General features: G+C 38.9%; 25 protein-coding genes. 8 read left to right on the top strand and 17 right to left on the bottom strand.

Translation table 11 applies throughout. The annotated features are described in order from the left end of the window. Positions 1-47: 47 nt before the first annotated feature. The 8 genes from TE34_RS15705 to TE34_RS15670 form a co-directional block, all read right to left on the bottom strand. Positions 48-833, bottom strand: coding sequence for an ion transporter (locus TE34_RS15705; protein WP_047985762.1), 786 nt, complete (start codon positions 831-833; stop codon positions 48-50). Positions 834-990: 157 nt separating this feature from the next. Continuing rightward, complete coding sequence (wrbA, locus tag TE34_RS15700) at positions 991-1,596, bottom strand: NAD(P)H:quinone oxidoreductase (RefSeq protein ID WP_047985761.1); 606 nt, start codon at positions 1,594-1,596, stop codon at positions 991-993. A 126-nt stretch (positions 1,597-1,722) separates the two neighbouring features. Beyond that, positions 1,723-2,637, bottom strand: a complete 915-nt coding sequence (locus tag TE34_RS15695) for a pseudouridine-5'-phosphate glycosidase (protein WP_047985760.1) — start codon at positions 2,635-2,637, stop codon at positions 1,723-1,725. Next, positions 2,634-3,752, bottom strand: a complete 1,119-nt coding sequence (locus TE34_RS15690; RefSeq protein ID WP_407944367.1) for a carbohydrate kinase — start codon at positions 3,750-3,752, stop codon at positions 2,634-2,636. The genes TE34_RS15695 and TE34_RS15690 overlap by 4 nt, the downstream gene beginning before the upstream one ends. A gap of 389 nt (positions 3,753-4,141) precedes the next feature. Further along, positions 4,142-4,744: a response regulator transcription factor gene (locus TE34_RS15685; protein WP_047985758.1), complete on the bottom strand. Its 603-nt coding sequence runs from the start codon at positions 4,742-4,744 to the stop codon at positions 4,142-4,144. Then, positions 4,741-5,871, bottom strand: coding sequence for a sensor histidine kinase (locus TE34_RS15680; RefSeq protein WP_047985757.1), 1,131 nt, complete (start codon positions 5,869-5,871; stop codon positions 4,741-4,743). Before TE34_RS15680 ends, TE34_RS15685 begins: the two co-directional genes overlap by 4 nt. An 82-nt stretch (positions 5,872-5,953) precedes the next feature. Further along, on the bottom strand, positions 5,954-7,006 hold the full coding sequence (locus tag TE34_RS15675; protein WP_047985756.1) for a fatty acid desaturase: 1,053 nt from the start codon (positions 7,004-7,006) through the stop codon (positions 5,954-5,956). A gap of 195 nt (positions 7,007-7,201) precedes the next feature. Further along, entirely contained in the window at positions 7,202-7,711 is a 510-nt protein-coding gene (locus TE34_RS15670) for a DUF3231 family protein (protein WP_047985755.1), read from the bottom strand. Positions 7,712-7,905: 194 nt separating this feature from the next. On the opposite strand from TE34_RS15670, the gene TE34_RS15665 reads away from it, so the two are divergent. Next, complete coding sequence (locus tag TE34_RS15665) at positions 7,906-8,523, top strand: NUDIX hydrolase (protein WP_047985754.1); 618 nt, start codon at positions 7,906-7,908, stop codon at positions 8,521-8,523. Between the two features lie 383 nt (positions 8,524-8,906). Here TE34_RS15665 and TE34_RS15660 read toward each other — a convergent pair whose 3' ends face one another. From TE34_RS15660 to TE34_RS15640, 5 genes are all read right to left on the bottom strand, one after another. Next, positions 8,907-10,829: an ATP-dependent DNA helicase gene (locus TE34_RS15660; RefSeq protein ID WP_047985753.1), complete on the bottom strand. Its 1,923-nt coding sequence runs from the start codon at positions 10,827-10,829 to the stop codon at positions 8,907-8,909. Between the two features lie 261 nt (positions 10,830-11,090). Further along, complete coding sequence (locus tag TE34_RS15655; protein ID WP_047985752.1) at positions 11,091-12,608, bottom strand: acetyl-CoA hydrolase/transferase family protein; 1,518 nt, start codon at positions 12,606-12,608, stop codon at positions 11,091-11,093. A gap of 124 nt (positions 12,609-12,732) precedes the next feature. Further along, positions 12,733-13,359, bottom strand: a complete 627-nt coding sequence (locus tag TE34_RS15650) for a LytTR family DNA-binding domain-containing protein (protein ID WP_047985751.1) — start codon at positions 13,357-13,359, stop codon at positions 12,733-12,735. Positions 13,360-13,458: 99 nt separating this feature from the next. After that, on the bottom strand, positions 13,459-13,755 hold the full coding sequence (locus tag TE34_RS15645) for a DUF3219 family protein (RefSeq protein WP_053075108.1): 297 nt from the start codon (positions 13,753-13,755) through the stop codon (positions 13,459-13,461). Between the two features lie 23 nt (positions 13,756-13,778). After that, positions 13,779-14,261, bottom strand: a complete 483-nt coding sequence (locus tag TE34_RS15640) for a PaaI family thioesterase (RefSeq protein ID WP_047985750.1) — start codon at positions 14,259-14,261, stop codon at positions 13,779-13,781. A 142-nt stretch (positions 14,262-14,403) separates the two neighbouring features. On the opposite strand from TE34_RS15640, the gene htpX reads away from it, so the two are divergent. Continuing rightward, a complete protein-coding gene (htpX, locus tag TE34_RS15635; protein WP_047985749.1) occupies positions 14,404-15,273 on the top strand; it encodes a protease HtpX in 870 nt (289 codons plus the stop codon). A 91-nt stretch (positions 15,274-15,364) separates the two neighbouring features. Then, positions 15,365-16,039: an SIMPL domain-containing protein gene (locus TE34_RS15630; protein ID WP_047985748.1), complete on the top strand. Its 675-nt coding sequence runs from the start codon at positions 15,365-15,367 to the stop codon at positions 16,037-16,039. Between the two features lie 33 nt (positions 16,040-16,072). On the opposite strand, the gene TE34_RS15625 is transcribed toward TE34_RS15630, so the two are convergent. Continuing rightward, complete coding sequence (locus TE34_RS15625; RefSeq protein WP_047985747.1) at positions 16,073-16,849, bottom strand: hypothetical protein; 777 nt, start codon at positions 16,847-16,849, stop codon at positions 16,073-16,075. Between the two features lie 233 nt (positions 16,850-17,082). Here TE34_RS15625 and TE34_RS15620 point away from each other — a divergent pair, with 233 nt between their 5' ends. Beyond that, positions 17,083-18,144, top strand: coding sequence for an NAD(P)/FAD-dependent oxidoreductase (locus tag TE34_RS15620; protein WP_047985746.1), 1,062 nt, complete (start codon positions 17,083-17,085; stop codon positions 18,142-18,144). Between the two features lie 279 nt (positions 18,145-18,423). On the opposite strand, the gene TE34_RS15615 is transcribed toward TE34_RS15620, so the two are convergent. After that, positions 18,424-19,176 (bottom strand): hypothetical protein, encoded by a 753-nt coding sequence (locus tag TE34_RS15615; protein WP_047985745.1) that lies wholly within the window; start codon positions 19,174-19,176, stop codon positions 18,424-18,426. 306 nt (positions 19,177-19,482) lie between these two features. On the opposite strand from TE34_RS15615, the gene TE34_RS15610 reads away from it, so the two are divergent. From TE34_RS15610 to TE34_RS15600, 3 genes are read left to right on the top strand one after another with little or no spacing between them, the layout of a single operon-like run. Next, positions 19,483-20,175, top strand: a complete 693-nt coding sequence (locus TE34_RS15610; RefSeq protein WP_047985744.1) for a DUF1538 domain-containing protein — start codon at positions 19,483-19,485, stop codon at positions 20,173-20,175. Beyond that, entirely contained in the window at positions 20,172-20,942 is a 771-nt protein-coding gene (locus tag TE34_RS15605; RefSeq protein WP_047985743.1) for a DUF1538 domain-containing protein, read from the top strand. The genes TE34_RS15610 and TE34_RS15605 overlap by 4 nt, the downstream gene beginning before the upstream one ends. Beyond that, positions 20,896-21,633 carry a P-II family nitrogen regulator gene (locus TE34_RS15600; RefSeq protein WP_047985742.1) on the top strand — a complete coding sequence of 246 codons (738 nt, stop codon included), beginning with the start codon at positions 20,896-20,898 and terminating at the stop codon, positions 21,631-21,633. Before TE34_RS15605 ends, TE34_RS15600 begins: the two co-directional genes overlap by 47 nt. A 41-nt stretch (positions 21,634-21,674) precedes the next feature. On the opposite strand, the gene TE34_RS21260 is transcribed toward TE34_RS15600, so the two are convergent. Next, on the bottom strand, positions 21,675-21,821 hold the full coding sequence (locus TE34_RS21260; protein ID WP_169749106.1) for a hypothetical protein: 147 nt from the start codon (positions 21,819-21,821) through the stop codon (positions 21,675-21,677). A 154-nt stretch (positions 21,822-21,975) separates the two neighbouring features. Here TE34_RS21260 and TE34_RS15595 point away from each other — a divergent pair, with 154 nt between their 5' ends. Then, complete coding sequence (locus TE34_RS15595; protein ID WP_047985741.1) at positions 21,976-22,626, top strand: glycoside hydrolase domain-containing protein; 651 nt, start codon at positions 21,976-21,978, stop codon at positions 22,624-22,626. 41 nt (positions 22,627-22,667) lie between these two features. Here the strand turns inward: TE34_RS15595 and TE34_RS15590 are convergent, their stop codons facing one another. After that, on the bottom strand, positions 22,668-24,356 hold the full coding sequence (locus TE34_RS15590; RefSeq protein ID WP_047985740.1) for an FAD-binding dehydrogenase: 1,689 nt from the start codon (positions 24,354-24,356) through the stop codon (positions 22,668-22,670). Positions 24,357-24,522 lie beyond the last annotated feature (166 nt).

Genomic DNA, 24,522 nt, shown 5'->3' with positions numbered 1-24,522 from the left:
AGGACAAATCCCCTCTTAGGTAAGAACACATAGAGGGGATTTTCTTGTTAGTATTTACTTTTTAATAGTTGTTTAATTTCAGCTAATTCTTGTTGAACTTCCGCAAGTTTGATATCAGTCGGTGAAGGTGTTTCTTCTCTTGATGCTTCTTCTACATTATTTACAATAACACCGACAAATAGATTAATAATAACAAAAGCACCTATCACGATGAAAGTCACAAAGTACCACCAGGACGTTGGGTCTTCTGCTAATATAGGTCCCATTACACCACTTGCCCAAGATTCTAATGTAATCACTTGGAACAGAGTTAATAGCGAATCATGTAATTGTCCGAAATACTCTGGCGCAATAGTACTAAATAACATCGTACCAATAACGGCATAAATATAAAAGAATATACCTAGAAGTAACAAGATCGTCCCCATCGATGGAATAGTTTTAATTAGTGCATTAACCATTTTTCTTAGTGATGGAATAATGGACACCGCTCTTAATACCCGTAGTACTCTCACGACACGTAGTACTGTCACGTAATGACTACCGACTAGAATATGACCAGCAGCTACAATGATAAAATCGAACATATTCCAAGGATCCTTGGCGAAATCCTTTAATGATTTACTACCAAATAAACGAATAAGAATTTCAATGGTAAAGATCCATAGTAATAGCCTGTCCCCCAAAATTAGCCATTGATAGTATTTACTATCAACCGACGTATATGTCTCTATCCCTATTAAAATAGCATTAATAATGATTAATGTGATAATGACATTGATAAATAAAGAGTGTTGCGAAATTCTAGCGCAAGTTTGTCTGAATTGATTCATCTCTGATTCTTCCTCCTCCATAGTTATTTTAAGGCTAACTTGGAGTTCTGTCATCATTTAAAGAGTAGTAGAATCTATTGTTTTTTCAGGGATAGATGATGGCATTAAAATACGGCATTAAGTTTAAGCTCCCAATGCCGTAATGTAATCATAAATGTTAGCTTCCTGCTACTTTTTTCGCTATTTCTACTGTTCGTTTTGCTTGATGCTTTACTGCAGCTTGTACATCTTCGACCATTTTTCCGTCTTGTCCTTGCGATACGCTCGTTCCGTATGGGTTTCCACCTGCTGCAAATAATAATGGATCTGTATAACCAGGAGGTACAATAATTGCACCCCAATGCATCATAGATGTATATAATGCCAGGACAGTAGCCTCTTGGCCACCATGTGGATTTTGTGCAGAGGTCATTGCGCTTACTACCTTATTAACCGTTTTACCAGATGCCCAAAGCCCACCTTGTGTATCCAAGAACTGTTTCATTTGTGATGCTACGTTTCCAAAACGTGTTGGCGTACTAAAGATGATCGCATCTGCCCATTCAATATCATCGCTTTTTGCTTCTGGTACATCCTTTGTTTCCTCTACATGTGCTTTCCATCCAGGATTGGATTCAATTGCCGCTTCGGGTGCTAGCTCAGGTACTTTTACTACTCGCACTTCAGCACCCGCTTCTTTTCCACCTTCCTCAGCCCATTTTGCCAGTTGATAATTTATTCCAGTGGAACTATAATAGATGACTGCTAACTTTACCATTATCATTCTCCTTTGTTCTTAAAATAACTATATACGCATCTATTATTTGCTAACTTGTTTTATTTATGAGCTCATAAACCAATATTTTACATAAAAAAGACCAACTACGTAATAGTTGATCTTTTAAGTAAATTAATTTAACTCATTTAACTCTACTGCTAATTTCGCTCCAAGCACGGCATTATTTTTTACAAGTGCGATATTGGAATCCAAGCTTTTTCCACCAGTAATTTCTTTAATTTTCCCAAGTAAAAATGGCGTTGTATCCTTACCAGAAATTCCATTTTCCGCTGCTTCTTTCACTGCAGTTTCAATAGCTGTATGAATTTCCTCTTCCGGCATCGCATGTTCTTCAGGAATCGGATTAGCGATAACCGCTCCACCATGTAGATTTAGATCCCATTTTGCCTTCAATGTATTTGCTAAGACATCCACATCATCAGCTTTAAAGTTTACTGGGAATTCACTACTTCTTGTATAGAAAGCAGGTAATGTTTCTGTTTGATAGCCAATAACAGGAACTCCTTTTGTTTCAAGGTATTCCATTGTTAACCCTAAGTCTAAAATTGATTTGGCACCAGCACACACGACAGCTACATCTGTTTGTGCTAACTCTTCTAAGTCTGCAGAAACATCCATTGTCGTTTCTGCGCCACGGTGTACGCCACCAATTCCACCTGTTACGAAGATTTTGATATCAGCAAGTGCTGCACAAATCATTGTAGCCGCTACTGTTGTTGCACCAAGCTGCTTCGTTGCTAGAATGTATGGAAGGTCGCGGCGGGAAACTTTTGCTACTCCTTTACTATTTCCAAACTGCTCTAATTCTTCATCGGTTAAACCAACTTTAATTTTTCCATCAATAAGAGCAATGGTTGCCGGTACCGCACCATTGTCACGAATGATTTGTTCCACTTCTCTTGCTGTTTGTACATTTTGTGGGTAAGGCATCCCATGAGAGATGATCGTTGATTCTAAGGCAACTACTGGTTTACCTTGTTCCATTGCTTGGCTTACTTCTGTTGATAATTCTACGTATTTTTTCATTGTAATTCCTCCATATCTAATCTTAGTTGTTGTGCGGATAGATCTTGTCTAACGGTGTAGTTCGTTTGAATCGTCTTGGCTGAGTTGATTGCACCTGCTTTAGCAATGTTGGCTAGACTTTCTCCCTCTAACCATGCATAAATTACTGCTGCCGAAAAGGCATCTCCAGCCCCTGTGACATCTCGTACTTCAGTTACTTCCAATGCGGGAATATGTTGAATTCCTTCTCTGTTATTCCCTATCAAAGCACCTTTTTTCCCATTCGTGACTACTACATTCTCAATACCTAAATCTAACCATCGTTGGACGGATGCTTCCCAATCCGCTTCATCGGTTATGTTCACATTAAAGAAGGTCTCGGTTTCATCACGGTTGGTAATTAACCAGGTTAACCCTTGTAAGTCTTTAGGTAGACGTTCCATCTTTGGTGCTGATACCGTAATTAAAACCAACGGAATATTATTGGCTAATGCAAACTGTTGAATAAATGATATCGTTTCTGCTGGTAGATTTAAATCTGCTACTAGGCACTTCGCCTGGGCAAATTTGGATAGTCTTGGTTGCAAAATTTCCGGTGTAATGGAATCATAGATAGCCATATCAGCAAAAGCCAACACAAGTTCACCATTCTGATCAATTACTGCCGTATAAGATCCCGTTGTTTCATTAGCCAACGGAATCGATTGGGCAAGGTTCATATAAGGAGAAGAAGCTCCTTCAATTTGGCTCCATTCCGCATCCATGCCATTAGCCGTAATCATCGAAATATTGATACCTAATCGCCCAAGGTTCTCCGCTACGTTTCTAGCAACTCCCCCAACGCTTTGCGTTGATTTTATTGGATTGGAGGTGCCTTGTTTTAGATTCCCTTGCACATAAAACTTCCGGTCTACGTTTGCCCCACCGATACTAACTATCTGTTTTGTATCATTGACCACATATGCCTTACCTTGGATATAGCCTTTTTTAATGAGGCCAGAAATTAAATTTGCAACAGAAGGTCTTGATAGATTCATTTCATCAGCTAATTCCTGCTGAGAAATAAATGGGTTCTTTCTAATCAAAGTAAATAACTTTTGTTCATTTTCATTTAGAGCTTGTTCCATTTGATGCACCTCATCAAACTTTTGTTTATATATTAAACTTATGTTTATTATGATATCTTTTTTATCGTTTTATGTCAATGACTAGGTGGTGACTATATTCTTTTTATATGCCGAGTAAGGGTTTCGTCTGATTTTGTAAGGGAGTTCCTTATTGGTAGCATCTACATTTAGATTGGGCTTATGCAGGTTACTATTGGGAGCATCTATCTTGGGATTGGGAGCATCTAATTTTTTTCGGGAGCACCCTCTTCTGGTTCGGGCTCATGTGATTTTTATCGGGCTTATCTTCTCCAGGTTGGGGTCCATGTAATTTTCTATCAGGTCTATTTCAAACCAAGTTGAGCTCACGCTGAAAAAATCATACACAAAAGAGACTATCCATCTTCAATAGTCTCTCATTACTTAAACCAGCCTTTTTCTCTAAAACGAGAAATTGCCTCAATTCGATTACTTACTTCTAGTTTATCTAAAATACTAGATACATAATTACGCACGGTGCCTTTTGTAAGGAAAAGTTGTTTGGCAATTTCTTCTGTGTTTCTGCCTTCTGCAATCAGATGAATCACTTGTTCTTCTCTTTCTGATAGTGGGTTCTCCTGTTTGCTATACGCGATATCGATTAATTCGGGAGCATATACCTTTCTACCATCCATGATGACGCGAATGGAGTTTGCGAGTTCTTCACTAGGACTGTCTTTTAATAGATAGCCACTGACATTTGCTTCCCTAGCACGATCAAAGTAACCTGCTCTTGCAAACGTTGTGAGAATGATTATTTTGCAGGAATCGTCTTTTAGTTCCTCTGCGACATCCAAACCAGTCTTTAATGGCATTTCAATATCCATAATACAAATATCTGGTTGATGGATCCGAACCAATTCTAAGGCTTCTACCCCATTTTTGGCCATTCCGACTACTTCCATATCATCCTCTAAATCTAGTAATGATCCTAGTGCTCCAAGTAGTAGCCGCTGGTCCTCTGCGATCACAATACGAATCATGACAACCTCTCCTCTGAGTGTTGTTTCACAACATTTGGTACTTTTATCGTAAGAATTGTACCATTTGTATTTTCAATCTCTAAACTCCCATTGACGAACTCTAACCGTTCTTTCATTCCTCGTAACCCATTACCCTTAACTGTTGGTATAGCAATTCCAGTCCCATCATCTTTTATGATAATACTGACCTCACTAGGTGTTTGTTGGATGACAACTGTACATATGTTGGCATTACTATGCTTCACAATGTTCGTTACTGCTTCCTTTAAACACATGCCTAGCACATTCTCTACTAATAGTTGTGTATGTTCTAGTTTCGCTTCACCTTCTAGGTGAAACTCCATTTCAGCAGCCTCTATCACTTGCTTAGCATGAATGATTTCATCTTCCAGCCTCGCACTACGCATATTAGAAACCATTTCTCGAACTTCTTTCAGCGCCGTTCTAGCCGTCTGATGAATATCCATGATCTCTTTTTGGACTTTATCCGGATGCTTCTGTAATAATCTACTAGCCAAGTCACTCTTAAGTCCAATGAGTGACAACTTTTGTCCTAGGGTATCATGTAAATCACGGGCAATCCGTTGTCTTTCTTCAAACACGATCAATTCTGCTATTCGCTCATTAGCATCCTCTAATTGATGCTCCAGTTTCTCTTGTTTTATTCGATTATATAGATTAACAGGAAGTAAGATGATACCAAGGATACTAATCACAATAAAAGGAAGCTGTGAGAAGAGAATTTGGCCATGTGTAAAGAAGCTAATCGTTGTTGCGGTAATAGTGGTTACTAAGTTTACAACGTACAGTGTAATAAATCCTGCTTTACTCTGGACATTACCTATGAAGAAGGCAAGAAACAACGAAAAATATACAAAACTAAAATAAAGGATCATCCCAATACTAATCGCCATTTCAATACCAACTGCGAGATATACCGTCCAGCCTCTTTTTATAAACGATAACCGATAGGATGTAAAAAATAACACGATCATAACGACACCGATAAAAATCTCAAAAGGCGTCGAGTATCTAATGATGAAATAGAAAGGAAGAATACAGAATATAACCCATATATAGATGCTTAATCCTGTATTCTTCGAGATAATGTGATACCACTTCTCCATGGTTGGCCTCCTATTTCATGTTTCCCTGATTATACCAGAAATCCGGCAATACAAGTACACAATCTATAGGAGCACAACACAATTACTCTCCTTGCATACCTGCCTCTTTATTCGCAATAGACAGTTGTGGCTTCTCACTTTTCAGACGGCGTTTGATTTCTTTAAAGGTGACAAATGTTTTACTATCTTCGTCATACAATCTAAAGCGGATCGACTTTAAGCTCGTAGCCAATGTAATTGTAGTTGCCTTTTGCAATGGTGGTGTTGATTCATGTGCTTTTTCTAAATTATAATTTGGTACCCTCGGGCTTAAATGGTGGACATGGTGATAACCAATACTACCGGTTAACCACTCGATAATCTTTGGCAACTTATAGTATGAACTTCCATCGACTGCTGCTTTTACATAATCCCATTCTTCTTCGTTCTCAAAATAGGAATCTTCAAATTGATGCTGTACATAAAACAACCAAATTCCAGCAGCACCTGCAATGAATAGAATCGGTAGCTGGATGATCAAAAATGCCTGCCAGCCTACAGCCCAAATTAATAGTGCATAAATAACAGCGATAGAAACGTTAATTACATAGGTATTGATTCGTTCCTTCCGTTTTGCACCTTTACGATTGAATCGGTTCGAAATTAAGAATAAATAAAGTGGTCCTAACCCAAACATGACAAGCGGGTTACGGTATAGACGATAGGACAATCTCTTCCAAAATGATGCCTCTATATACTCATCTACAGTCATTACCCAAACGTCACCAATTCCACGTTTGTCTAAGTTACTACTAGTTGCATGGTGGATGGAGTGGCTCCATTTCCATTTTTCAAATGCAAAGTGCGTAATAATTCCTGAAATAGTCCCAACTACACGGTTGGCCTTTTTATTTTGGAAAAATGACATATGTGTACAGTCATGGAAGATAATAAAGGTCCGAATGACAAAGCCTGCCGCCAGAACCGTTAAAGGAATAGTTAGCCATATAGAAATCGCTAAGCTTTGATATGCTAAAAACCAAAGGAGAAATAAAGGTAAAATTGTATTTAGTAGTTGAAAGATACTTGCCTTTGTATCAGACTTTGCAAATGGTTGAACACTTTTTCTTAATTCAGCTTGTTTCTGTTTACTCATTTTGTTCCTCCTAAATGTTTCTTATTACTGTATATTTTAGGCTGATATCAAGTGATTTATAAGTCATATCCGTCAGGTAGTTATTATGACAAGTGTCATATGTAGGTACTAAAAGCTAGGCTGGACAATACTTTTTCTAACTAAAAAAAGGTGATGAATTGCTTCACCACCTCATCAACTCGTTACTTATAGTTTTTACTCATCTACACTGGATAGGTGAAGCGGGGGTGGTACAAGCCAGCCCTTTTCCTTATTTAATCGAAGTAACTTAGCTCCAAAACCAGCTTTCTGTGTATGAATTGTCCCAAATAACGTCGCAATATCCTCTCGAATACACTGACCGATCATTTGACTAGCAGCTACAAGCCCTGCAGCAACATCGGCTGACATTTTGGCTGCTATTTCATTATCCATAAATCTTGCACCAGTTGGAATGGACTCTAAGTCTGCATTTGGTCTCTCTGGCGGAGTTGGTGGTAATCCAATCCCATGCTCTTTTAATAGATTTTCAATTGTTTGATTATCCTGTTTTCCTTGTTCGATTGCCTCTTGAATCAACTTTTTGAGGTCATCATCACCAGCATGATTTAATAGTGTTTGGTATGAAGCAATCATTGCTTTACCTGCAAGAACTGCGGCCCATGCTCCATATACTTCACCATAATGCATTGGCTCATCTTGTGGATTTCCACTCATAATTCCCATTGCCATCCTCCTTATCCAATTCAATTTCTGTGCCACCTTTCTAAACCGCACATCTTTAGATTGTCTATTCTTAGGAATTTAAATCATTATTTTCACTTTTTCTTTTACAATTATTTCTTTTCCCTTATATTATTAGTTATTTGTGGTTATTCATTAGTATAATGAATAAAAGAATAGAAACAGGAGGGGGAAATGTGAACATCCAACACATTTTAAACAAATTAGCTTCTAGAGACCCTGGAATCATGGGGATTGAGAACTTCAAACAATCTGCCGTTCTAATTCCGCTGGTTAAATTGGACGGAGAAATCCATGTTTTATTCGAGGTTCGTTCGATGCATTTACGAAGACAGCCTGGAGATATCTGTTTCCCTGGTGGAAGAATTGACCCGGAAGATAATAGCCCGATGGATTGTGCCATTAGAGAAACTACGGAAGAATTAGGTATTACCTATAATCAAATTAGTGATGTTACTCCGATTGATTATGTTGTTGCTGATATGGGAAGGGTCATTTATCCTTTTGTGGGTAAAATCTCTGGCGTCAGTAATATAGCTCCGAATGAATCCGAAGTTGGGGAAGTATTTTATGTCCCGTTATCTTTTTTTAAGGAAACAGAACCTGAGTCTTATCTGGTAAATGTAAAAGTATTTCCTGAGGAGAATTTTCCTTTTAATTTAATTGTTGGTGGGGAAAAGTATAACTGGAATACTAGGCATGTAGAAGAGCTGTTTTATCGGTATGAGGATCGAGTGATTTGGGGATTGACTGCGAAGATATTGAGGCATTTTTTAAAGTTAATTCAAGAATAAAAAAGAACGATTATTTGGAGCAAGAACCCGCTCCAGAAATATACTCCGCTTTTACTTCCAGCACAGGTGCGACATCTGCTCGAAAAAACCTCGCAGTGTCTACCTTGCCGCGGGCGGCTGGTGAGCCAGGCTACTACTTGGATAGGCTTCCTTGCTGCCTTGCACCGAGGAAGCCTTCTTCGTAGCGTTACTTGCAGACGCAGGTGCATCTTGTGGGGTCTCACCTAGGCCTATCCTCCCGCAGGACAAGGAACGCTACGGCAGCGACACATCGCACGCAGAAAAAGCGACCTTCTTTTTCAAGGAGTCTCCGTATATTTCTGGAGCTAATGTAGTTCATTACTCGTAATAAAAAACTAGTTTTATAATTATTACCTGTCTCGCTACCACTTAACCTCTACAGGCATGACGCTATCAATTTCTTCTTGGTAATGTTTCTTCTCTTTTTCATTCACCCACAAGTGAATAGTTCCGTGGTCGTTATTTGTTCGGATTAGTCGGCCGATTCCTTGTCGTAGTCTTAGTAGCATGTATGGTGCATCTACTTCTTTTTCTGGGTTTTCTGCATGTTTTCGCTTCGCTTGGAACACGGGATCTTTTGGTGGGAATGGAAGGGAAGCGATTATAACTTGCGTCAGTGCTTCACCAGGAACATCTAGCCCTTCCCATAAATGGTGAGCACATAGTACAGATTGGTTATCAGACTGGAATGACTTTACAATCTCACTAATTTCTTGATCCCCTTCAAAGTGTACATCGATAGACCATTCATTCGGATGAATTGAATTTCGGAAATGATTCATTTCCTCTGCATCTGAAAATAGTACAAGGGTGCCCCCATCGTTTTGAAGAACTTGTTCTTCAATTTTCTCCCATTTATTATCCTGTTTCACATGCCCATATATTTTCATTTGTTCGTCATAATCAAATGGAGACTCTACGGAAAAGGAATCATAGGATTCAATCCCTAAACTAGATGCTAAATAAGAGAAATCACCACTTTGGGACAGCGTTGCTGAAGAAAATACAAACGGGATATCCTTGGCGAAAACTTCCTTCTTCAACACGTCTTCTACAAGTCTTGGCATCATTACAAGCGTGGTTGTATCAAGTGTTTCCTCTAGCCAGAAGACCCCTTCATCTTTCTTCAAGAATAGAGATAATCCATAATGATAAAACTCTAAGTATTCTTCAATAATCTTAAGATGGTACCCGTCAATCGTAAACAACTCTGAATCAAACACAAGTTGATCTAATAGCTTTTCCACCTTTTCAAATAACTTTGATGCTATAGTAATCATTTCATCCGAAAGTACAATCTCTTTACGATTAGATCCTTGTACTTGTTTAGCAACACCGCTAAGTAGATCAAACCAATCCTCATGTAATGTGAGAATGTCTTCAATTAAATAAAGTGATGTCTCTCGAACATCTTGCCCCATATATCCAGTTAGCACATTATGTAATGTTTCGGAATGGAAACGGTATGTTAAGCCCTTTTGAGCAGAGAATTCTAACAGATGCCCTTCATCAAAAACAACCGTACTAGACTCTGGTAATAACGGAATTTGGCCCTCGCGTTTTCGGGATTCTTTTGTCCATACATGCTCCATGTAGAAATCATGCGAACAAATAATGAGATCTGTAGCATGACGATAATATTCCCTGTTTAATGTTTGTCCACTACGGTGTCTAAGTTCACAAGTCGAGCATTGTTGTAAAGGGTCCCAAGCAATTTTGTCCCACGTTTCATCCGATACCCACGGATATTCTTTCCTGTCACCATAGCGTTCGAAAGTCTTCTTAGCGGAACTAGTATCGTACACAAAATCTGGAACCTCTTCATGTACTCTGATTATATCCTCATTTTCGGTAAATCCAACGATTTGTCCGAGCTTCCTAGCACAAACATAATTCTCTCTCGCTTTCGCAAGTCTTACATCCACCTCTAAACCAAGTGCCTGCTCAAGCTTATCAATATCGCCGCCTTTTTTCACAAGCTGCTCAATTAGTGTTTCATCTGCACAAGAAATAATCGCGGGTTTCCCCTTATATCTTGCATAGCAAATAGCATAGATCAAATAAACAAAGGTCTTCCCTGTACCAACTCCCGCTTCAGCAAAAATGGTACGTTTATTTTTAAATGCCTGTTCTAATTGAAAGGCCATATATATTTGTTCATCACGTAGCTCATAGCCCTGCTCTGGTAAAATATCATAGAAAACATCGCCAACATAATCACCTAACCGGTCGAAGAAATTCTCTGCTTTTGAAACTGTAAATGGTAATGCATTATTTTTTGTCATTGTTTTTCCCTCTTTATGGTTTATCATGAATCATATTGTACCATGTCGTAGGTTACTATTCGCAAATTTAAGATTATCCTTTCATAGAGAAAACGAAAAAACCGATTTTCTTCCTCCCCAGAAAGAAAATCGGTTATACCATTCTATATAAAACACAAACCCCTTGTTATTTCTAGTAATCAAGTTGCCCCCATGATTACATATAACCGTTTGTACGAGATGTAAAGACACCTTGTACCAATGCCCCTTTTTCTAAAAAAACTAGCTTACTACGCCTTCTTTTTCAAGCATTGTTCCATGCTTTGCAAAATTTTCATGCCAAGAGAAAGCTTTTTCTAGCACATGTGGAGTCTGCCCACCCCGTTCAAGCGCTTCTTCATAATACTTCCACATCTGAGCACGGTACATCGGATGTACGCAATTTTCGATAATTAACGTCACTCGCTCTCGTGGGGCTAAACCTCGAAGGTCTGCATAACCTTGCTCTGTAACGACTACATCGACATCATGCTCGGTATGGTCAACATGAGAAACAAAAGGAACGACACTTGAGATATCTCCACCTTTTGCGATGGACTTCGTTACAAAAATTGCTAGCCTAGCATTTCGAGCAAAGTCACCAGATCCACCAATACCATTCATCATCTTCGTACCAGATACATGTGTAGAGTTGACATTTCCGTAAATATCGAACTCTAACGCCGTGTTGATAGAAATTAGACCAAGACGCCTAATGATTTCTGGATGGTTAGAAATCTCTTGTGGACGCATAATTAATTTATCTCGATATTGCTCAAAGTTATTATAAACTTGGTTCATTTTTTCTTCTGAAAGTGTAATGGAACAACATGATGCAAAATCAACTTTTCCTGCATCGATTAGATCAAATACAGCATCCTGTAACACTTCAGAGTAAACTTCCAAGTTCGTAAACTCAGAGTCTATCATGCCATGTAGTACAGCATTGGCAACTGATCCAATACCAGATTGTAATGGAGCTAGTCTTTCAGTTAGTCGTCCAGCAGCAATTTCCTTACGAAGAAATTCCAGTAAGTGATTTGCCATAATCTGTGTTTCTTCATCTGGTGGAACAATCGTTGATGGTGAATCCACTTGATTCGTGAAGACAATACCTTTAATCTTCTTCTCATCTACTGGAATTCCAATGGTACCGATTCTATCTCTAGCACTTGTCATTGGAATTGGATCCCGTTCGCCTTGCTTGCCTGGACTATATAAATCATGTAGTCCTTCCAATAGTTCTGACTGTGCAAGGTTAATCTCAACAATGATGGACTCTGCATTTTCAGCAAATGCCATCGAGTTACCTATCGAAGTCGTTGGGATAATCATCCCGTCCGCTGTAATAGATATTGCTTCCAAAATGGCATAGTCCACACGCTCAATTACATCTGCCCGAAGTAATTCTGCTGTGTGTGATAGATGATGATCCACAAATAAATGCTCCCCAGCATTTATCTTTTTTCTCATCGTTGGATCTGCCTGGAATGGAAGGCGTTTATTAATCATACCCACTTCAGCAAACATTTTGTCTACATCTGATCCAAGAGATGCTCCAGTGAATACATTAACTTTAAACTTTTCACCTGACTCAGCACGTTTCACCAATGCCATTGGCACTGCTTTAACGTCACCCGCACGAGTAAATCCACTTAACCCTAATGTCATCCCATCTTGTATCCAAGATGCTGCTTCTTCGGCAGATACTACACGGTCTTGTAGGCGAGGATCCTTTATACGATCATGATTGTTCCCCATATCCAAACCCCCAGTAAAGCGTTTTCATTTATTTTATCGTAATAATTTCACAATTTGGGGAATCATGGTGGAATGAGTATTTTTCTGCTCGAACCAGAAAAAAAGAATCCTAAAACAGCATATTTTAGAATCCTAGCATTTTTCGGAAATAACTGGAGTACGATTGGCTTACTGGAATGCTCTCGCCGTTAGCCATTTCTAAAAGAAACGTAGAATGTGTATCTGGGAATATTTCCTTTATATGATGAACATTGACAATAAACGAACGATGACAACGAATAAATAAATCTCTTGGTAGATTGTATTCAAATTCCTGTAATGTATTTTTATGTGTTCCAGTAAATTGCTTCGTATACACATGTGTTTTTCTATCTTTGACTTCTACATAATAGACATCTTGAAATGGAACTGGCTTCCAACCATCATGTGTTTTCAAGGTGATAACGGACTTCCCATCTGTATAGGATGGATAGATTGCCAATACACAGCCAGCAATCTCCCCATTTTTATGAAATGGTACAGCCATTCCGTGATAAGGAACACCAAAAACATTACGGTCGATAAACTCAGAAACCTTCTGCTCTGTCATATATGCTTTATAGGCAATGGTACCTTCCTTAACCGGGTCTCCCGGACGAATCTTTAAGTCTATTCGTTTGCTAGGTCGGTAGTAAATATATTCTTTTCCGTTGGAAACTGCGATAGAGATTTCATCGGAAAAGAGCTCTCCAATAATATTTAGAATTTCCATGGGTGGTACCTCCTTATAAGAAAATTCTTAGATGGGTATATAGCAAAGAATACTTGTATTTTACCATGTATCATAAAAAAATGACTCTTGAAATCCTCTTCAAGAGTCACTCTTCTCTATCAATATTACTTTAAAATCCCCTACTGCATCCTTCTCATACAAATTTGTTAAAGAAGTAGAGTAGTTATTTATCTTAGCTTGAAACTCTATTGCTTCCCCTGGAATCTTAACAAGAAAATCATTTTTGTATAGATCCACTGTTACGTCATGGTATGTATCGTGTGTTACCTGGAATTCTAATTCCAATCGGTGTAATGTTGCTCCATTTTCTTGAACTGTTGTAAGGCTATAGTTCTCTGCCTCAATTGCTAATTCATTGATCCATATCGTACTCATCTTGATGTTCACCTCTTTTAGCTTTATTTCTGTAGGAATGTGTTTGGCATTACGACTGCTACTACTGTACCCTTTGCACAACAAACATCATTTGCAAACACTTCAACGGATACGTTCCACTTTTTCGGGTGAATCTCTTCCACGGTACCAACTGCTTTCAAAGGTACACCATGGGGAGTTGGTTTGACAAAGTCAACTTTCAATGAACCTGTCACAAATCGTGGAGGCTCAATCCCTTCTCCTGGTTCATGTCCATTTTTTCGATGCATAGCTAGTGATGCCGATCCCGTACCATGACAATCAATAAGGGATGCGATTAATCCACCATACACAAAACCGGGTATGGCCGTTTGCTCCTCGCGTGGGGTGTAGATCGTTAATGTATTATCTCCATCCCAACCCGTTCGTAGTCTAAGACCATCCTTGTTCAACCGGCCACAACCGTAACACCAGGCATAATCATCTGCATAGTCATCTTGAATCGCATGAACAATATTTTCCACCATTTCTCCCACTCCTTTTTTTGAATAACTTGTCTCATTCTTTCATATAGTTATTCCAGGTGACATTTAAGGCTTTTACCATTATAATAACCTTATCGTATTGTCGATACAATTTTAAAAATTTATGTAATAGAAAGGTGAGAATATGGGAAAGAGAATTTTTTATTTTCTACTAACGAACGTATTAGTACTACTTACAATTAGTATTATCTTTAGCATTTTACCAATCAACTATATTCAGAATGGCGGTATTAACTTTGGTTTGTTATTAATCTTCAGTGCTGTCATTGGTTTTACCGGATCATTCATTTCACTAGCGATGTCCCGTTGGATGGCGAAGAAGATGATGGGTGTACAAGTAATTGATCCAAATGGCTCATTGAATGAATATGAAAAAGCCGTTGTGGAAAAAGTTCACCGTTTATCCAGAGCTGCCGGTATGATGCACATGCCTGAAGTTGGGATCTATCATTCTCCTGAAGTGAATGCATTTGCTACTGGACCTTCTAAGAAGCGTTCACTAGTGGCTGTTTCTACTGGCTTACTACAGGAAATGGACGATGATGCAGTAGAAGGCGTTATTGCTCACGAGGTTGCCCATATTGCCAATGGTGATATGGTTACGATGACACTCCTACAAGGTGTCGTTAACACATTCGTAGTCTTCCTTTCTCGTATCGTAGCATTTGCTGCTTCACGATTCGTAAAAGAAGAATTGGCACCAATTGTACATTTTATCGCTATTATCGTATTCCAAATTGTATTCTCTATCTTAGGAAGCATCGTTGTATTCGCGTACTCCAGACACCGTGAATACCACGCAGACCGTGGTGGTGCGGATTTAGCTGGTAAAGATAAGATGCGTCATGCATTAGAAAGTCTGAAAGCTTATACTGGCCGCATTAAAGGTGGCGAAGATACATCCATTGCTACGTTAAAAATTAATAATAAACGTAAATCATCGCTATTCTCTACACACCCAGATTTAGATGAGCGAATTAGACGTTTAGCGTAAACGAAAGAGGTACTCCTGGAGTACTTCTTTTTCATTTTCCACACTTTTAGGCAACTAGTTTCATATATTTAACCTAAAAGAGGTGAAAAAAATGTATTATCAAGCTAATCCTTACTTCCGGAATGCGTATCCAACTAGACAAAACAATAATTTGCTTAAGGTTTATGGTGAAGGTTCTGTTCTTGCCCAACCAGATCAAGCAACCGTAGTATTGGGCGTAATAACCGAAAACAAAGACCTACAAACTGCTCAACAAACCAATGCTACCCAAACTAGGAATGTGATTAATGCCATTGTTAACAGTGGTGTTCCCCGAGAAAATATCCAGACCACCGAATTCCGAGTCAATATCCAATACGATTTCCAAAATGGTACCCAAGTATTTCGTGGCTATCAAGTAACCAATTTACTTACTGTACAAATTGACGAAATAGAAAAGGTTGGTGAAATTGTGGATATTGCTGTGGATAACGGGGCAAATACGGTGCGGAACATTGAATTGACTGTATCCGATAAAAATCCCTATTATAATCAAGCACTGACGAATGCTATACAAAATGCCCAAGATAAAGCAACTACCATGGCACAAACCCTCGGTGTTTCCATCAACCAAGTACCAATCCGACTTAAAGAAATTACTAGCATGGCACCTGAACCACCACGTCCATTCGTTTTGGGTGTTTCCACCGAAAGTGCCGCAACGACCCCGATCGAAGCCGGCCAACTAGAAATAAAAGCGCAAGTAGAAGCTGAATTTACCTATTAAAAAACTTGAGGAGGGACAGTCCCTCCTCAAGCATTAATCATGTTCTTTCATATAATGTTGCAAGTAAAATTTATCTTTATTATCTTCAAATGGGAAGATTTGTAGTTCTTTTGCTTCGTCCGCATACTCCTCAAAAATTTCATTCAGGATCTCCTGCGGCTTCTTGCCTTCTGTTTCCATTCCTAACTTCTCTGCCGAATCGTAAATTTTTGCCTCATGGATATCCATGATAATTTCATGGTGTTTCTTTCCATCTGTATCTACATTATAAGTCTCTGCTTCTTTCTCGAGGATAGCCATTTGAACTTCCTTTAAAAGATCTTCCTTGTATTTTCCTTCCGTATCAATTCCAAGCTCTTCTGCTTTCTTTTGGAGCTTAACATCCATTACCTCTTCCGCTAGTTCTTCAGGCTCTTTACCTTCTGTTTCAACCCCTAGCTCTTCTGCTTCTTGCAGGACTTTCGCATGATGAATATCTTTAGCTAATTGCTTTAGATCTTTTCCTTCCGTCTCAACACCTAGCTCTTCTGCCTTTTTCAGGAGCTTTGCCTGCTTAACTTCTTTTGCTAAGTCACCAAGTTCCTTTCCTTCCGTTTCAATTCCTAGCTCTTTTGCCTTGTACTTAATCCAAGCTTCATGTTTATGTACATCCTTATCCTTCTCATCATCCTGCTGCTCATTTTCTTCCTCTTGATCCTTTTTCAAGAAATCAAACCATACCTCATCTTGTCCTTCTCCGAATACAGTAGAGACCTGCCATGAACCGGCAATTAGAACCGCTGCTAGCACAAATAACAATCTTTCCTTCATCTGTTTTCTTCCTTTCTATATGAAATTTTATATAAAATCATTTGTTACTATTTCCAAAAAATGAAAATACATGAATATATCCTTCTTATTTTCGTTTAATATTTGATAAAGATTACCATTTCTACTAGTCTAACAATGATTTCTTTGTTAATCTTAGAGGTGGAAATAATACGGATTTAATTATCCCAAACTACTAATATTCACATTTCAACCAGGGGATGGGGGCAATTTATATGAAAAACTTAGTAATACTTGGTGGAGGTTATGGGGGAATTAAGGTTGCTTTAGGCTTACTTGATAAAGCATTACCCAATGATGTGAAGCTAACAATTGTTGATCGTAACCCGTATCAATCACTTAAAACCGAATTCTATACAATCGTTGCTGGTACAGTTGCAGATAAGGACGTACGGAACGATTTCCCAAAGCATGAACAAGTGGAGTATGTGTTTGCGGAAGTAGAAAAGATAGACACCGTTAACCAACAGATCTTATTTCAAGACCGTAGCCAAACAGTTTCGTATGATTACTTAGTAATAGCATTAGGCTGCGAGGATAATTATCATGGGGTAGAAGGGGCAGAAGTCTATACCGAGAGTGTTCAAACCTTTGCTAAAGCACGTAAAGCAGGTGTCGCAGTAGGTAATTTAAAAGCGAATGGAAAAGTAACAATCGTTGGTGCTGGTCTTAGTGGGATTGAAGTAGCATCAGAAATCCGCGAGAGTAGAGCCGATCTGAACATTCGCCTATTAGACCGTGGGAGCTCTGTATTACGAGCATTTGATCCCAGAATTCAAGGTTATGTAGCAGATTGGTTTAATAAAAATGATGTAGAGGTATTACATCACGCCAATGTAGAATACGTGGAAAAAGACGGGGTTTGCAACAACGGGGTGTGTTACGTAAACGATGTTACGATTTGGACTGCAGGGGTTCGCCCAAATCGTGTTGTAAGGGAATTACCATTTGATAAAGACAACCAAGAAAAAGTCATTGTGAATGAATACTATCAAGTTCCTGACCAACCAAATGTGTATGTCATTGGGGATTGTGCTTCTTCTGTATACTCACCGAGTGCACAGCTTGCAGGTATACAAGGTGAACAAACAGCTACCATATTAAATTGTATCTTACGCAATAAAGAACCTAAAAAGCCAAAAGATATTCGTTTAAAAGGGACACTTGGTTCTCTTGGGAAAAATGATGGTTTTGGTAATATGATGAATCAGCCTTTAATGGGGATTGTACCTAGAGTAGTGAAGTCTGGTGTGTTGTGGTTAAGTAAGAGACATTAATTAGAAATGAGATTAGGAATATAGAGTTCAGTAATAAGGAAATCCAAAATATAGCGCACCTACCTCGCTCCGGAAAATGTACTCCGCTTTCCGCGGGCGGCTGGTGAGCCTCCTCGTGCTAGCGCACTGCGGGGTCTCACCGATGCCGTTCCTCCCGCAGGAGTCTACGTACATTTTCCGGAGCTAATTAGTATTGTTATGCATTTAAATGAAGAATTTTATTGTATACCAACCTCATCCACTTAACTAATTAGTTTAACTTAGTATTAATACGCAGAACTACTCCTGCTTATTAGTCTCTCGGCTCTTCTGGTTCATCATTAGGGTTAGGGGTTTGTCGGTTCCTGTTAGGAATTTGTATAATACGGATGATGTTAGTTTATAGCTTTCTTCGATTTTTTCTGCAACGAAGCTAGTTCGTTCAAATAGGATGGAACGTAGTGTACTCAGTTGTCGGTAGGACTTCTCCATTAGTGCTTCTTGGTTTTCTAGTTGCTCTAATACTTTATCCTGCTTATTGTCTTGCGCGGAAACTTGCTCTGTCATGAGTTTTTGTTGGTCTGCAAGTTCTCCCATTTTACTACTAACCTGCTCATTGGCAGCATGAAAGGCAGCTAACTGTTTCATAATTTCGTCATTGGATGAATGTATTCGGTTTATTTCACTCAAAATATCCTGATTGATCGTACCGTTTTGTTCTACTATACGGTGAAGTTCCTGGCTGTTACGCTCTAACATCGTAATCCACTCCCTCGTCTGTTGTTCAAACTCCTCATGTTGTTCATTATTCTTCTTCAATTCATCTAAGTTCTCGTTAACTTCTCTCCACTTTTTCGCCTCACTATATTGATGCTTTTGAAACGTAATCCGTAGATTCTTCATTGTTTGCTGAAAGGTATCATTCATTTTACTTTGCTCTGCTAATAGATCTTTTAAATAATCACTTTGATAAATCGTTTGATTAGGCTCATTGATGGACGTTCTATTTTTATATAGATTCGGATGTGCTTGGTTATTAATGAATAAGCTCACAATTACCTCTCCCTTTCTTGCGATTCCATTACTTCATACTATGCTCCTCGTAATAACACGGGACAGTAAACCAAAAAACCACTCTGCAAAAATTCATATTTTTTCATAAACTATCCTATTTACCGCTCAATTGCTTTATGAAAATTCCAAATTGGTGATATAATTTATTTGTACCACTGTGTTTTTTTCTCCTATTTTTACTTTATTACTCCATTTCTTTTCTCATAAAATTTCTTACACCTAAGAGTCTGAATACTCATTTTATTATCTTTATTATAATCACATCGTGAAGAAGGGTGGTCATACATGGAAACGATAAAGGAAACTATAAAAGAGGTATTTTTATCCATTGTTCCTATCACAATCCTCATTACCATTCTCCAATTTACTTTAATTGGATTGCCTACAGAGGTTTTCCTTCAATTCTTATTAGGAGCGCTTATGGTAGGTGTTGGACTTATATTATTTTTATTGGGAGTTAGTGTCGGATTACAACCTGTTGGCGAATTAATTGGTTCTGCACTTTCAAAGACAAAAAAGGTATGGATGATTGTATTATTTGGAGTAATTTTAGGAATTGTTGTAACCGTCGCTGAACCAGATGTACGAGTACTCGCTACTCAAGTGGATAGCGTATCTGGTGGTGAAATCCCTCAAAGTATCTTAATATTATCTGTTGCATTAGGGGTAGGCTTATTTGTTGGTCTTGCTATGCTCCGTATCATATTAAATATTAACATTATCTATTTGTTGATAGCTGGATATACCGTTATATTCCTGCTTGCTGCATTTACCCCAGCAACCTTTGTGCCAATTTCCTTCGATTCTGGTGGCGTAACAACTGGTCCTTTGACCGTTCCTTTTATTCTTTCTTTAGGGGTAGGGGTTGCTACTGTTATTCGCGGGAAATCATCCTCTAGCGACGGATTTGGTCTAGTTGCCTTAGCTTCAATTGGTCCCATCATTTCCGTTCTACTATTAGGGGTGATTTACGGATGAGCTTGAATATATTTGAAGGCTTTTCACACGTGTTGTTAGATGTATTTACTGCATTAGCACCATTAGCTGCTGTGTTTTTATTCTTCCAGCTATTCTTTTTAAAATTACCGCTTCGAAAAATACTAGATATCGGAATGGGCTTTTTACTTACTTTCTTAGGTCTATCCATATTTCTACAAGGCGTACATATAGGTTTCCTGCCGGTGGGAGAATTAATGGGTAAACAACTTGGTGCCTTACCAAATAAATGGATTCTTTTACCGATCGGGTTCGTCATCGGATTCTTCGTTATCTATGCGGAACCAGCTGTAAGCGTTCTTATCAATCAAGTAGAAAAAGTTTCCGGTGGATATATACCAGGTAAAATACTTTTATACACGTTATCTATAGGAGTTGGCTTAGCTATTGTTGCTGCTTTTATTCGTATCTTTTTGGGCATTTCCCTATGGTATTTTCTCGTGCCAGGATATATAATAGCACTAATCTTGGTTAAATTTTCATCCAAGACTTTTACATCTATTGCCTTTGATTCCGGTGGTGTAGCTACTGGACCGATGACAGCTACCTTCTTACTTGCTTTATTTGTTGGGGTGGCATCGGTAACCGAAGGAAGGGACCCTCTTCTAGATGGTTTCGGCATGGTAGCACTTGTTGCACTTGCTCCTATATTAAGTGTATTAACACTTGGAATTTTATTTGGTAGGAAGGAGAAGAGACAATATGCCTCAAACCAAGCTAAATCAAAAGCTCATTATCACGATCGTTAAAAAGGAAAAAGCAAAAAAGATCGTTCAAGCTACGAAGAAAGCTGGTGCCAAAGGCGGAACTACTCTCCTAGGAAATGGTTTTCGCGCGGAAGAAAAGATGCGTTTTATGGGCATCCCTGTTGAACGGGAACGGGAAATTATACTAACGTTAGTGACAGATGATATATATCCTACCATTTTAGATACGATTATTACTACCGCAAAATTAAATGAAAAAAAGCATGGAATTGCTTTTGTTATTAATACAAAAAATGTTACTGGAATTTGTCACATGCTTGGATTAGAATTAGATACAGCAGCAGGCGAAGAGGAGGAGGTTACAATCACCATGAATGAGGATAAGATACTTTATGACGTAATCGTTACCATCGTAAATAAAGGCGACTCAGATAAAGTGGTTGACGCCTCTAAAAAAGCTGGCGCTGAAGGTGGTACCATTATCAACGGAAGAGGTACTGGTATACATGAACAAGCAAAACTGTTCAACATTTTGATTGAGCCGGAAAAGGAAGTTATTTTAACGCTTATCACTCGAGATAAAACAGGCGATGTCCTTGAGGCTATCAATCAGGATGCCGAGCTAAATACTCCTGGTAAAGGTATTGCTTTTGTTCTGGAAGTAGAGAAAACCGTTGGTATTAACCACTTATTAAACAATTTAGTAAGTGATAAAATGAATGAAGAAATTTAAACATACAGAAGGCATTCGTTAAAAACGAATGCCTTTTCTATTTAGTCCTTTCGATTTAAGTACTCATCCGGTTTATCTTCTCCATGTGCAGAACTGTTCTTAAACTGACTTTTTCGTCCATTACGATGCTCACCATGGTTTTTATTTTCCTTAAACATATTATTAAATTCCTTTTCCTTGTTAACCATATCTTTGCCTCCCTTTTCATATTCATTATAGTTTTAGGATTAATCATAAACTTATACCCCAATGAATACATGAAGATGGTATTAGGTTATGACCCATATTAATCGAATTACATAAGATAATTAGACGAATGAAACATATAAGGGAGAAATGCAAATGCCAAGATATTTATGGGGAGTAGATTCCGCTGCACGTGTTACAGATAACCTATATAATTGTGTTTTGAGTAATTTTGGAAGTCCGCTTTATTGGGGACGATATTTATCAACTGTTCCAAACGTTTCGGTCGGATTAACGGATGATGAAATCAACTTTATTCGGGGGAAAAGTGTTAGGATTTTACCAATATATAATGATTTTAGCGATGCCACAGGCTATCGAAACGGAAGGGTAGCTGCAGCAAACGCAATATACCATGCGAAAAGACTAGCTTTTCCTGAAGGTGTTTTTCTTTTTGCTAATACGGAAAAGGACTTTGCTATTGATGAGGCCTGGATTAGGGGATGGGTTGATGCCATATATCCAAGTGGATACCTGCCAGGAATTTACGCCGATCCGAGTTCTGCAACTTTTAATGAAGCTTACTGTACGGCTGCCTCCAATAATGAGGAGATAAGTGATCAGCTTGTCATCTGGAGTCAAGAACCAACTCCGGGGCCTTCTAACAAAACGGATGCGCCAACATATAAGCCTGTCTCTCCTCCATGCCTATCCAATGTTTGGGGATGGCAATACGGGGAGAATGCAGAAGCATGTTTAATTGATACGAATTTGATTGATGCTAGGTTGTTTGAGGGGTTATGGTAATACAAAACGATGAGTAGGCAGCCTACTCATCGTTACTCTTTTTATTGCTCAATCTTTGTTTTTGATACTATCCCTTTACCTATATCACTCACAACACTCTGCCCTGCTACTCTTCCTGTAAACAAACATCCTCCAAGGAATGTTCCTTCTAATGCTCTGTAGCCGTGAACTCCACCGCCGCCAAATCCTGTTGCTTCTCCTGCTGCATATAAGCCTGGGATAGGATTGCCTGATGAGTCCAATACTCTTGCAGACAAATCGGTCTGCAGGCCTCCAAGTGTTTTTCGGCTTAGAATATTTAGTCTTACGGCAATTAGTGGGCCATTTTTTGGATCTAAAATCTTATGTGGGGATGCCACTCGAATTAGCTTATCACCACGATAATTTCTTGCACCTCTTAGTGCGGTTACTTGAAGATCCTTTGTAAACTTGTTATCCATCTCTCGGTCTCGCGCTTCAATCTGTCTTTCTATTTCCGTTACTTCTAACAAATTTTCTCCTGTTAATTCATTCATCCCTTTTACTAACTCATTTAGATTGTCAGCAACAATAAAATCTTCACCCTTATCCATAAACGCCTTCACTGGAGCAGGTGGACCAGGTAGAACCCGTGATAGTAGCTTTTTGATGCTCTTCTCGGTTAAGTCTGGGTTTTGCTCAGACCCTGATAATGCAAATTCCTTTTCTATTATTTTTTCTGTCAGAATAAACCATGAGTAATCATACCCAGTCTTCATAATCGCTTCTAATGTCCCCAATGTATCAAATCCTGGGAAATTCGGTGCAGGGAACCGCTTGCCCTGTGCGTCTAACCAGATAGAAGATGGGCCGGGTAAAATTCGAATGCCATGTGCCGTCCAAATTGGATTCCAGTTTTTAATTCCTTCTGTGTAATGCCACATCCGATCCCGATTCACAATCCTTCCACCAGCTCTCTCTGTTATAGCGAGCATTCTCCCGTCCACATGATCCGGTACTCCAGATATCATATTTTTAGGAGGTTCACCTAATCGTTCGGGCCAGTTTTTTCGAATTAACTCTAAATTAGCTCCCATTCCACCACTTGCTACGATAACTGCATCTCCATCATATTTGAACTCACCCACTACTTCACGTGAGCTCTTCTCTCCTCTTTTTGCATCACTTGGCTCAAGTATCGCTCCCTCTATCCCAATAATGTGTCCATTTTCCTGAACAAGTGTATCAACTCGATGTCTAGAAAGGTATGTAACGAGCCCTGTTTTTATATGCTCTTCTAATTTCTGCTGAAAAGGAGCAACAACTCCAGGGCCTGTCCCCCAGACAATATGGAAGCGCGGCACCGAATTTCCATGACCTTCTGCTAAGTAGCCACCACGTTCTGCCCAGCCAACAACTGGGAAAAAGCGAACTCCCATGTTTTTAAGCCACTCTCGCTTTTCACCAGAGGCAAAATCCACATAAGCTTTTGCCCATTTCATTCCCCAAGAATCTTCGTCATCTTCTCGGTCAAATCCTGCTGTACCTAGCCAGTCCTGCCATGCTAATTCCTTCGAATCCTTTATCCCCATCCGGTGTTGCTCTGGTGAATCTACCAAGAACAGCCCACCAAATGACCACCATGCTTGTCCACCTAAGGAAGCTTTTGGTTCTTGATCGACTAACAATACTTTATTCCCTGCATTTGCTATTTCAGTCGTAGCAACTAAACCAGCAAGTCCAGCTCCAACAACGATTGCATCATACCTCATCTTAATCCCTCCATCTCCAATAACGTGTTCTTAGTCCTAAGTATATTTGTTGTTACGGTAGTCCACAATAAAATTTTAGAAAATTAAAAACAAAATTACTTTTCACCCTCTATATGGTAGACTACAACTAACAATAATTTAATCCTATTTGAAACATTGCAGAAAA

The sequence above is a fragment of the Ornithinibacillus californiensis genome (genome assembly GCF_001038485.1).
GTDB classification, from domain to species: Bacteria; Bacillota; Bacilli; order Bacillales; family Amphibacillaceae; genus Ornithinibacillus; species Ornithinibacillus californiensis.
The sequence above is the reverse complement of the archived record's forward strand: the minus strand, read 5'-3'. Positions and strand labels throughout refer to the sequence as shown.

Coding starts and splice junctions, on each gene's coding strand:
- TE34_RS15705 (WP_047985762.1), bottom strand. CDS start 833: ATGAATCAATTCAGACAAACTTGCGCTAGAATTTCGCAACACTCTTTA.
- wrbA (WP_047985761.1), bottom strand. CDS start 1,596: ATGATAATGGTAAAGTTAGCAGTCATCTATTATAGTTCCACTGGAATA.
- TE34_RS15695 (WP_047985760.1), bottom strand. CDS start 2,637: ATGAAAAAATACGTAGAATTATCAACAGAAGTAAGCCAAGCAATGGAA.
- TE34_RS15685 (WP_047985758.1), bottom strand. CDS start 4,744: ATGATTCGTATTGTGATCGCAGAGGACCAGCGGCTACTACTTGGAGCA.
- TE34_RS15680 (WP_047985757.1), bottom strand. CDS start 5,871: ATGGAGAAGTGGTATCACATTATCTCGAAGAATACAGGATTAAGCATC.
- TE34_RS15675 (WP_047985756.1), bottom strand. CDS start 7,006: ATGAGTAAACAGAAACAAGCTGAATTAAGAAAAAGTGTTCAACCATTT.
- TE34_RS15670 (WP_047985755.1), bottom strand. CDS start 7,711: ATGGGAATTATGAGTGGAAATCCACAAGATGAGCCAATGCATTATGGT.
- TE34_RS15660 (WP_047985753.1), bottom strand. CDS start 10,829: ATGACAAAAAATAATGCATTACCATTTACAGTTTCAAAAGCAGAGAAT.
- TE34_RS15655 (WP_047985752.1), bottom strand. CDS start 12,608: ATGGGGAACAATCATGATCGTATAAAGGATCCTCGCCTACAAGACCGT.
- TE34_RS15650 (WP_047985751.1), bottom strand. CDS start 13,359: ATGGAAATTCTAAATATTATTGGAGAGCTCTTTTCCGATGAAATCTCT.
- TE34_RS15645 (WP_053075108.1), bottom strand. CDS start 13,755: ATGAGTACGATATGGATCAATGAATTAGCAATTGAGGCAGAGAACTAT.
- TE34_RS15640 (WP_047985750.1), bottom strand. CDS start 14,261: ATGGTGGAAAATATTGTTCATGCGATTCAAGATGACTATGCAGATGAT.
- htpX (WP_047985749.1), top strand. CDS start 14,404: ATGGGAAAGAGAATTTTTTATTTTCTACTAACGAACGTATTAGTACTA.
- TE34_RS15630 (WP_047985748.1), top strand. CDS start 15,365: ATGTATTATCAAGCTAATCCTTACTTCCGGAATGCGTATCCAACTAGA.
- TE34_RS15625 (WP_047985747.1), bottom strand. CDS start 16,849: ATGAAGGAAAGATTGTTATTTGTGCTAGCAGCGGTTCTAATTGCCGGT.
- TE34_RS15620 (WP_047985746.1), top strand. CDS start 17,083: ATGAAAAACTTAGTAATACTTGGTGGAGGTTATGGGGGAATTAAGGTT.
- TE34_RS15610 (WP_047985744.1), top strand. CDS start 19,483: ATGGAAACGATAAAGGAAACTATAAAAGAGGTATTTTTATCCATTGTT.
- TE34_RS15605 (WP_047985743.1), top strand. CDS start 20,172: ATGAGCTTGAATATATTTGAAGGCTTTTCACACGTGTTGTTAGATGTA.
- TE34_RS15600 (WP_047985742.1), top strand. CDS start 20,896: ATGCCTCAAACCAAGCTAAATCAAAAGCTCATTATCACGATCGTTAAA.
- TE34_RS21260 (WP_169749106.1), bottom strand. CDS start 21,821: ATGGTTAACAAGGAAAAGGAATTTAATAATATGTTTAAGGAAAATAAA.
- TE34_RS15595 (WP_047985741.1), top strand. CDS start 21,976: ATGCCAAGATATTTATGGGGAGTAGATTCCGCTGCACGTGTTACAGAT.
- TE34_RS15590 (WP_047985740.1), bottom strand. CDS start 24,356: ATGAGGTATGATGCAATCGTTGTTGGAGCTGGACTTGCTGGTTTAGTT.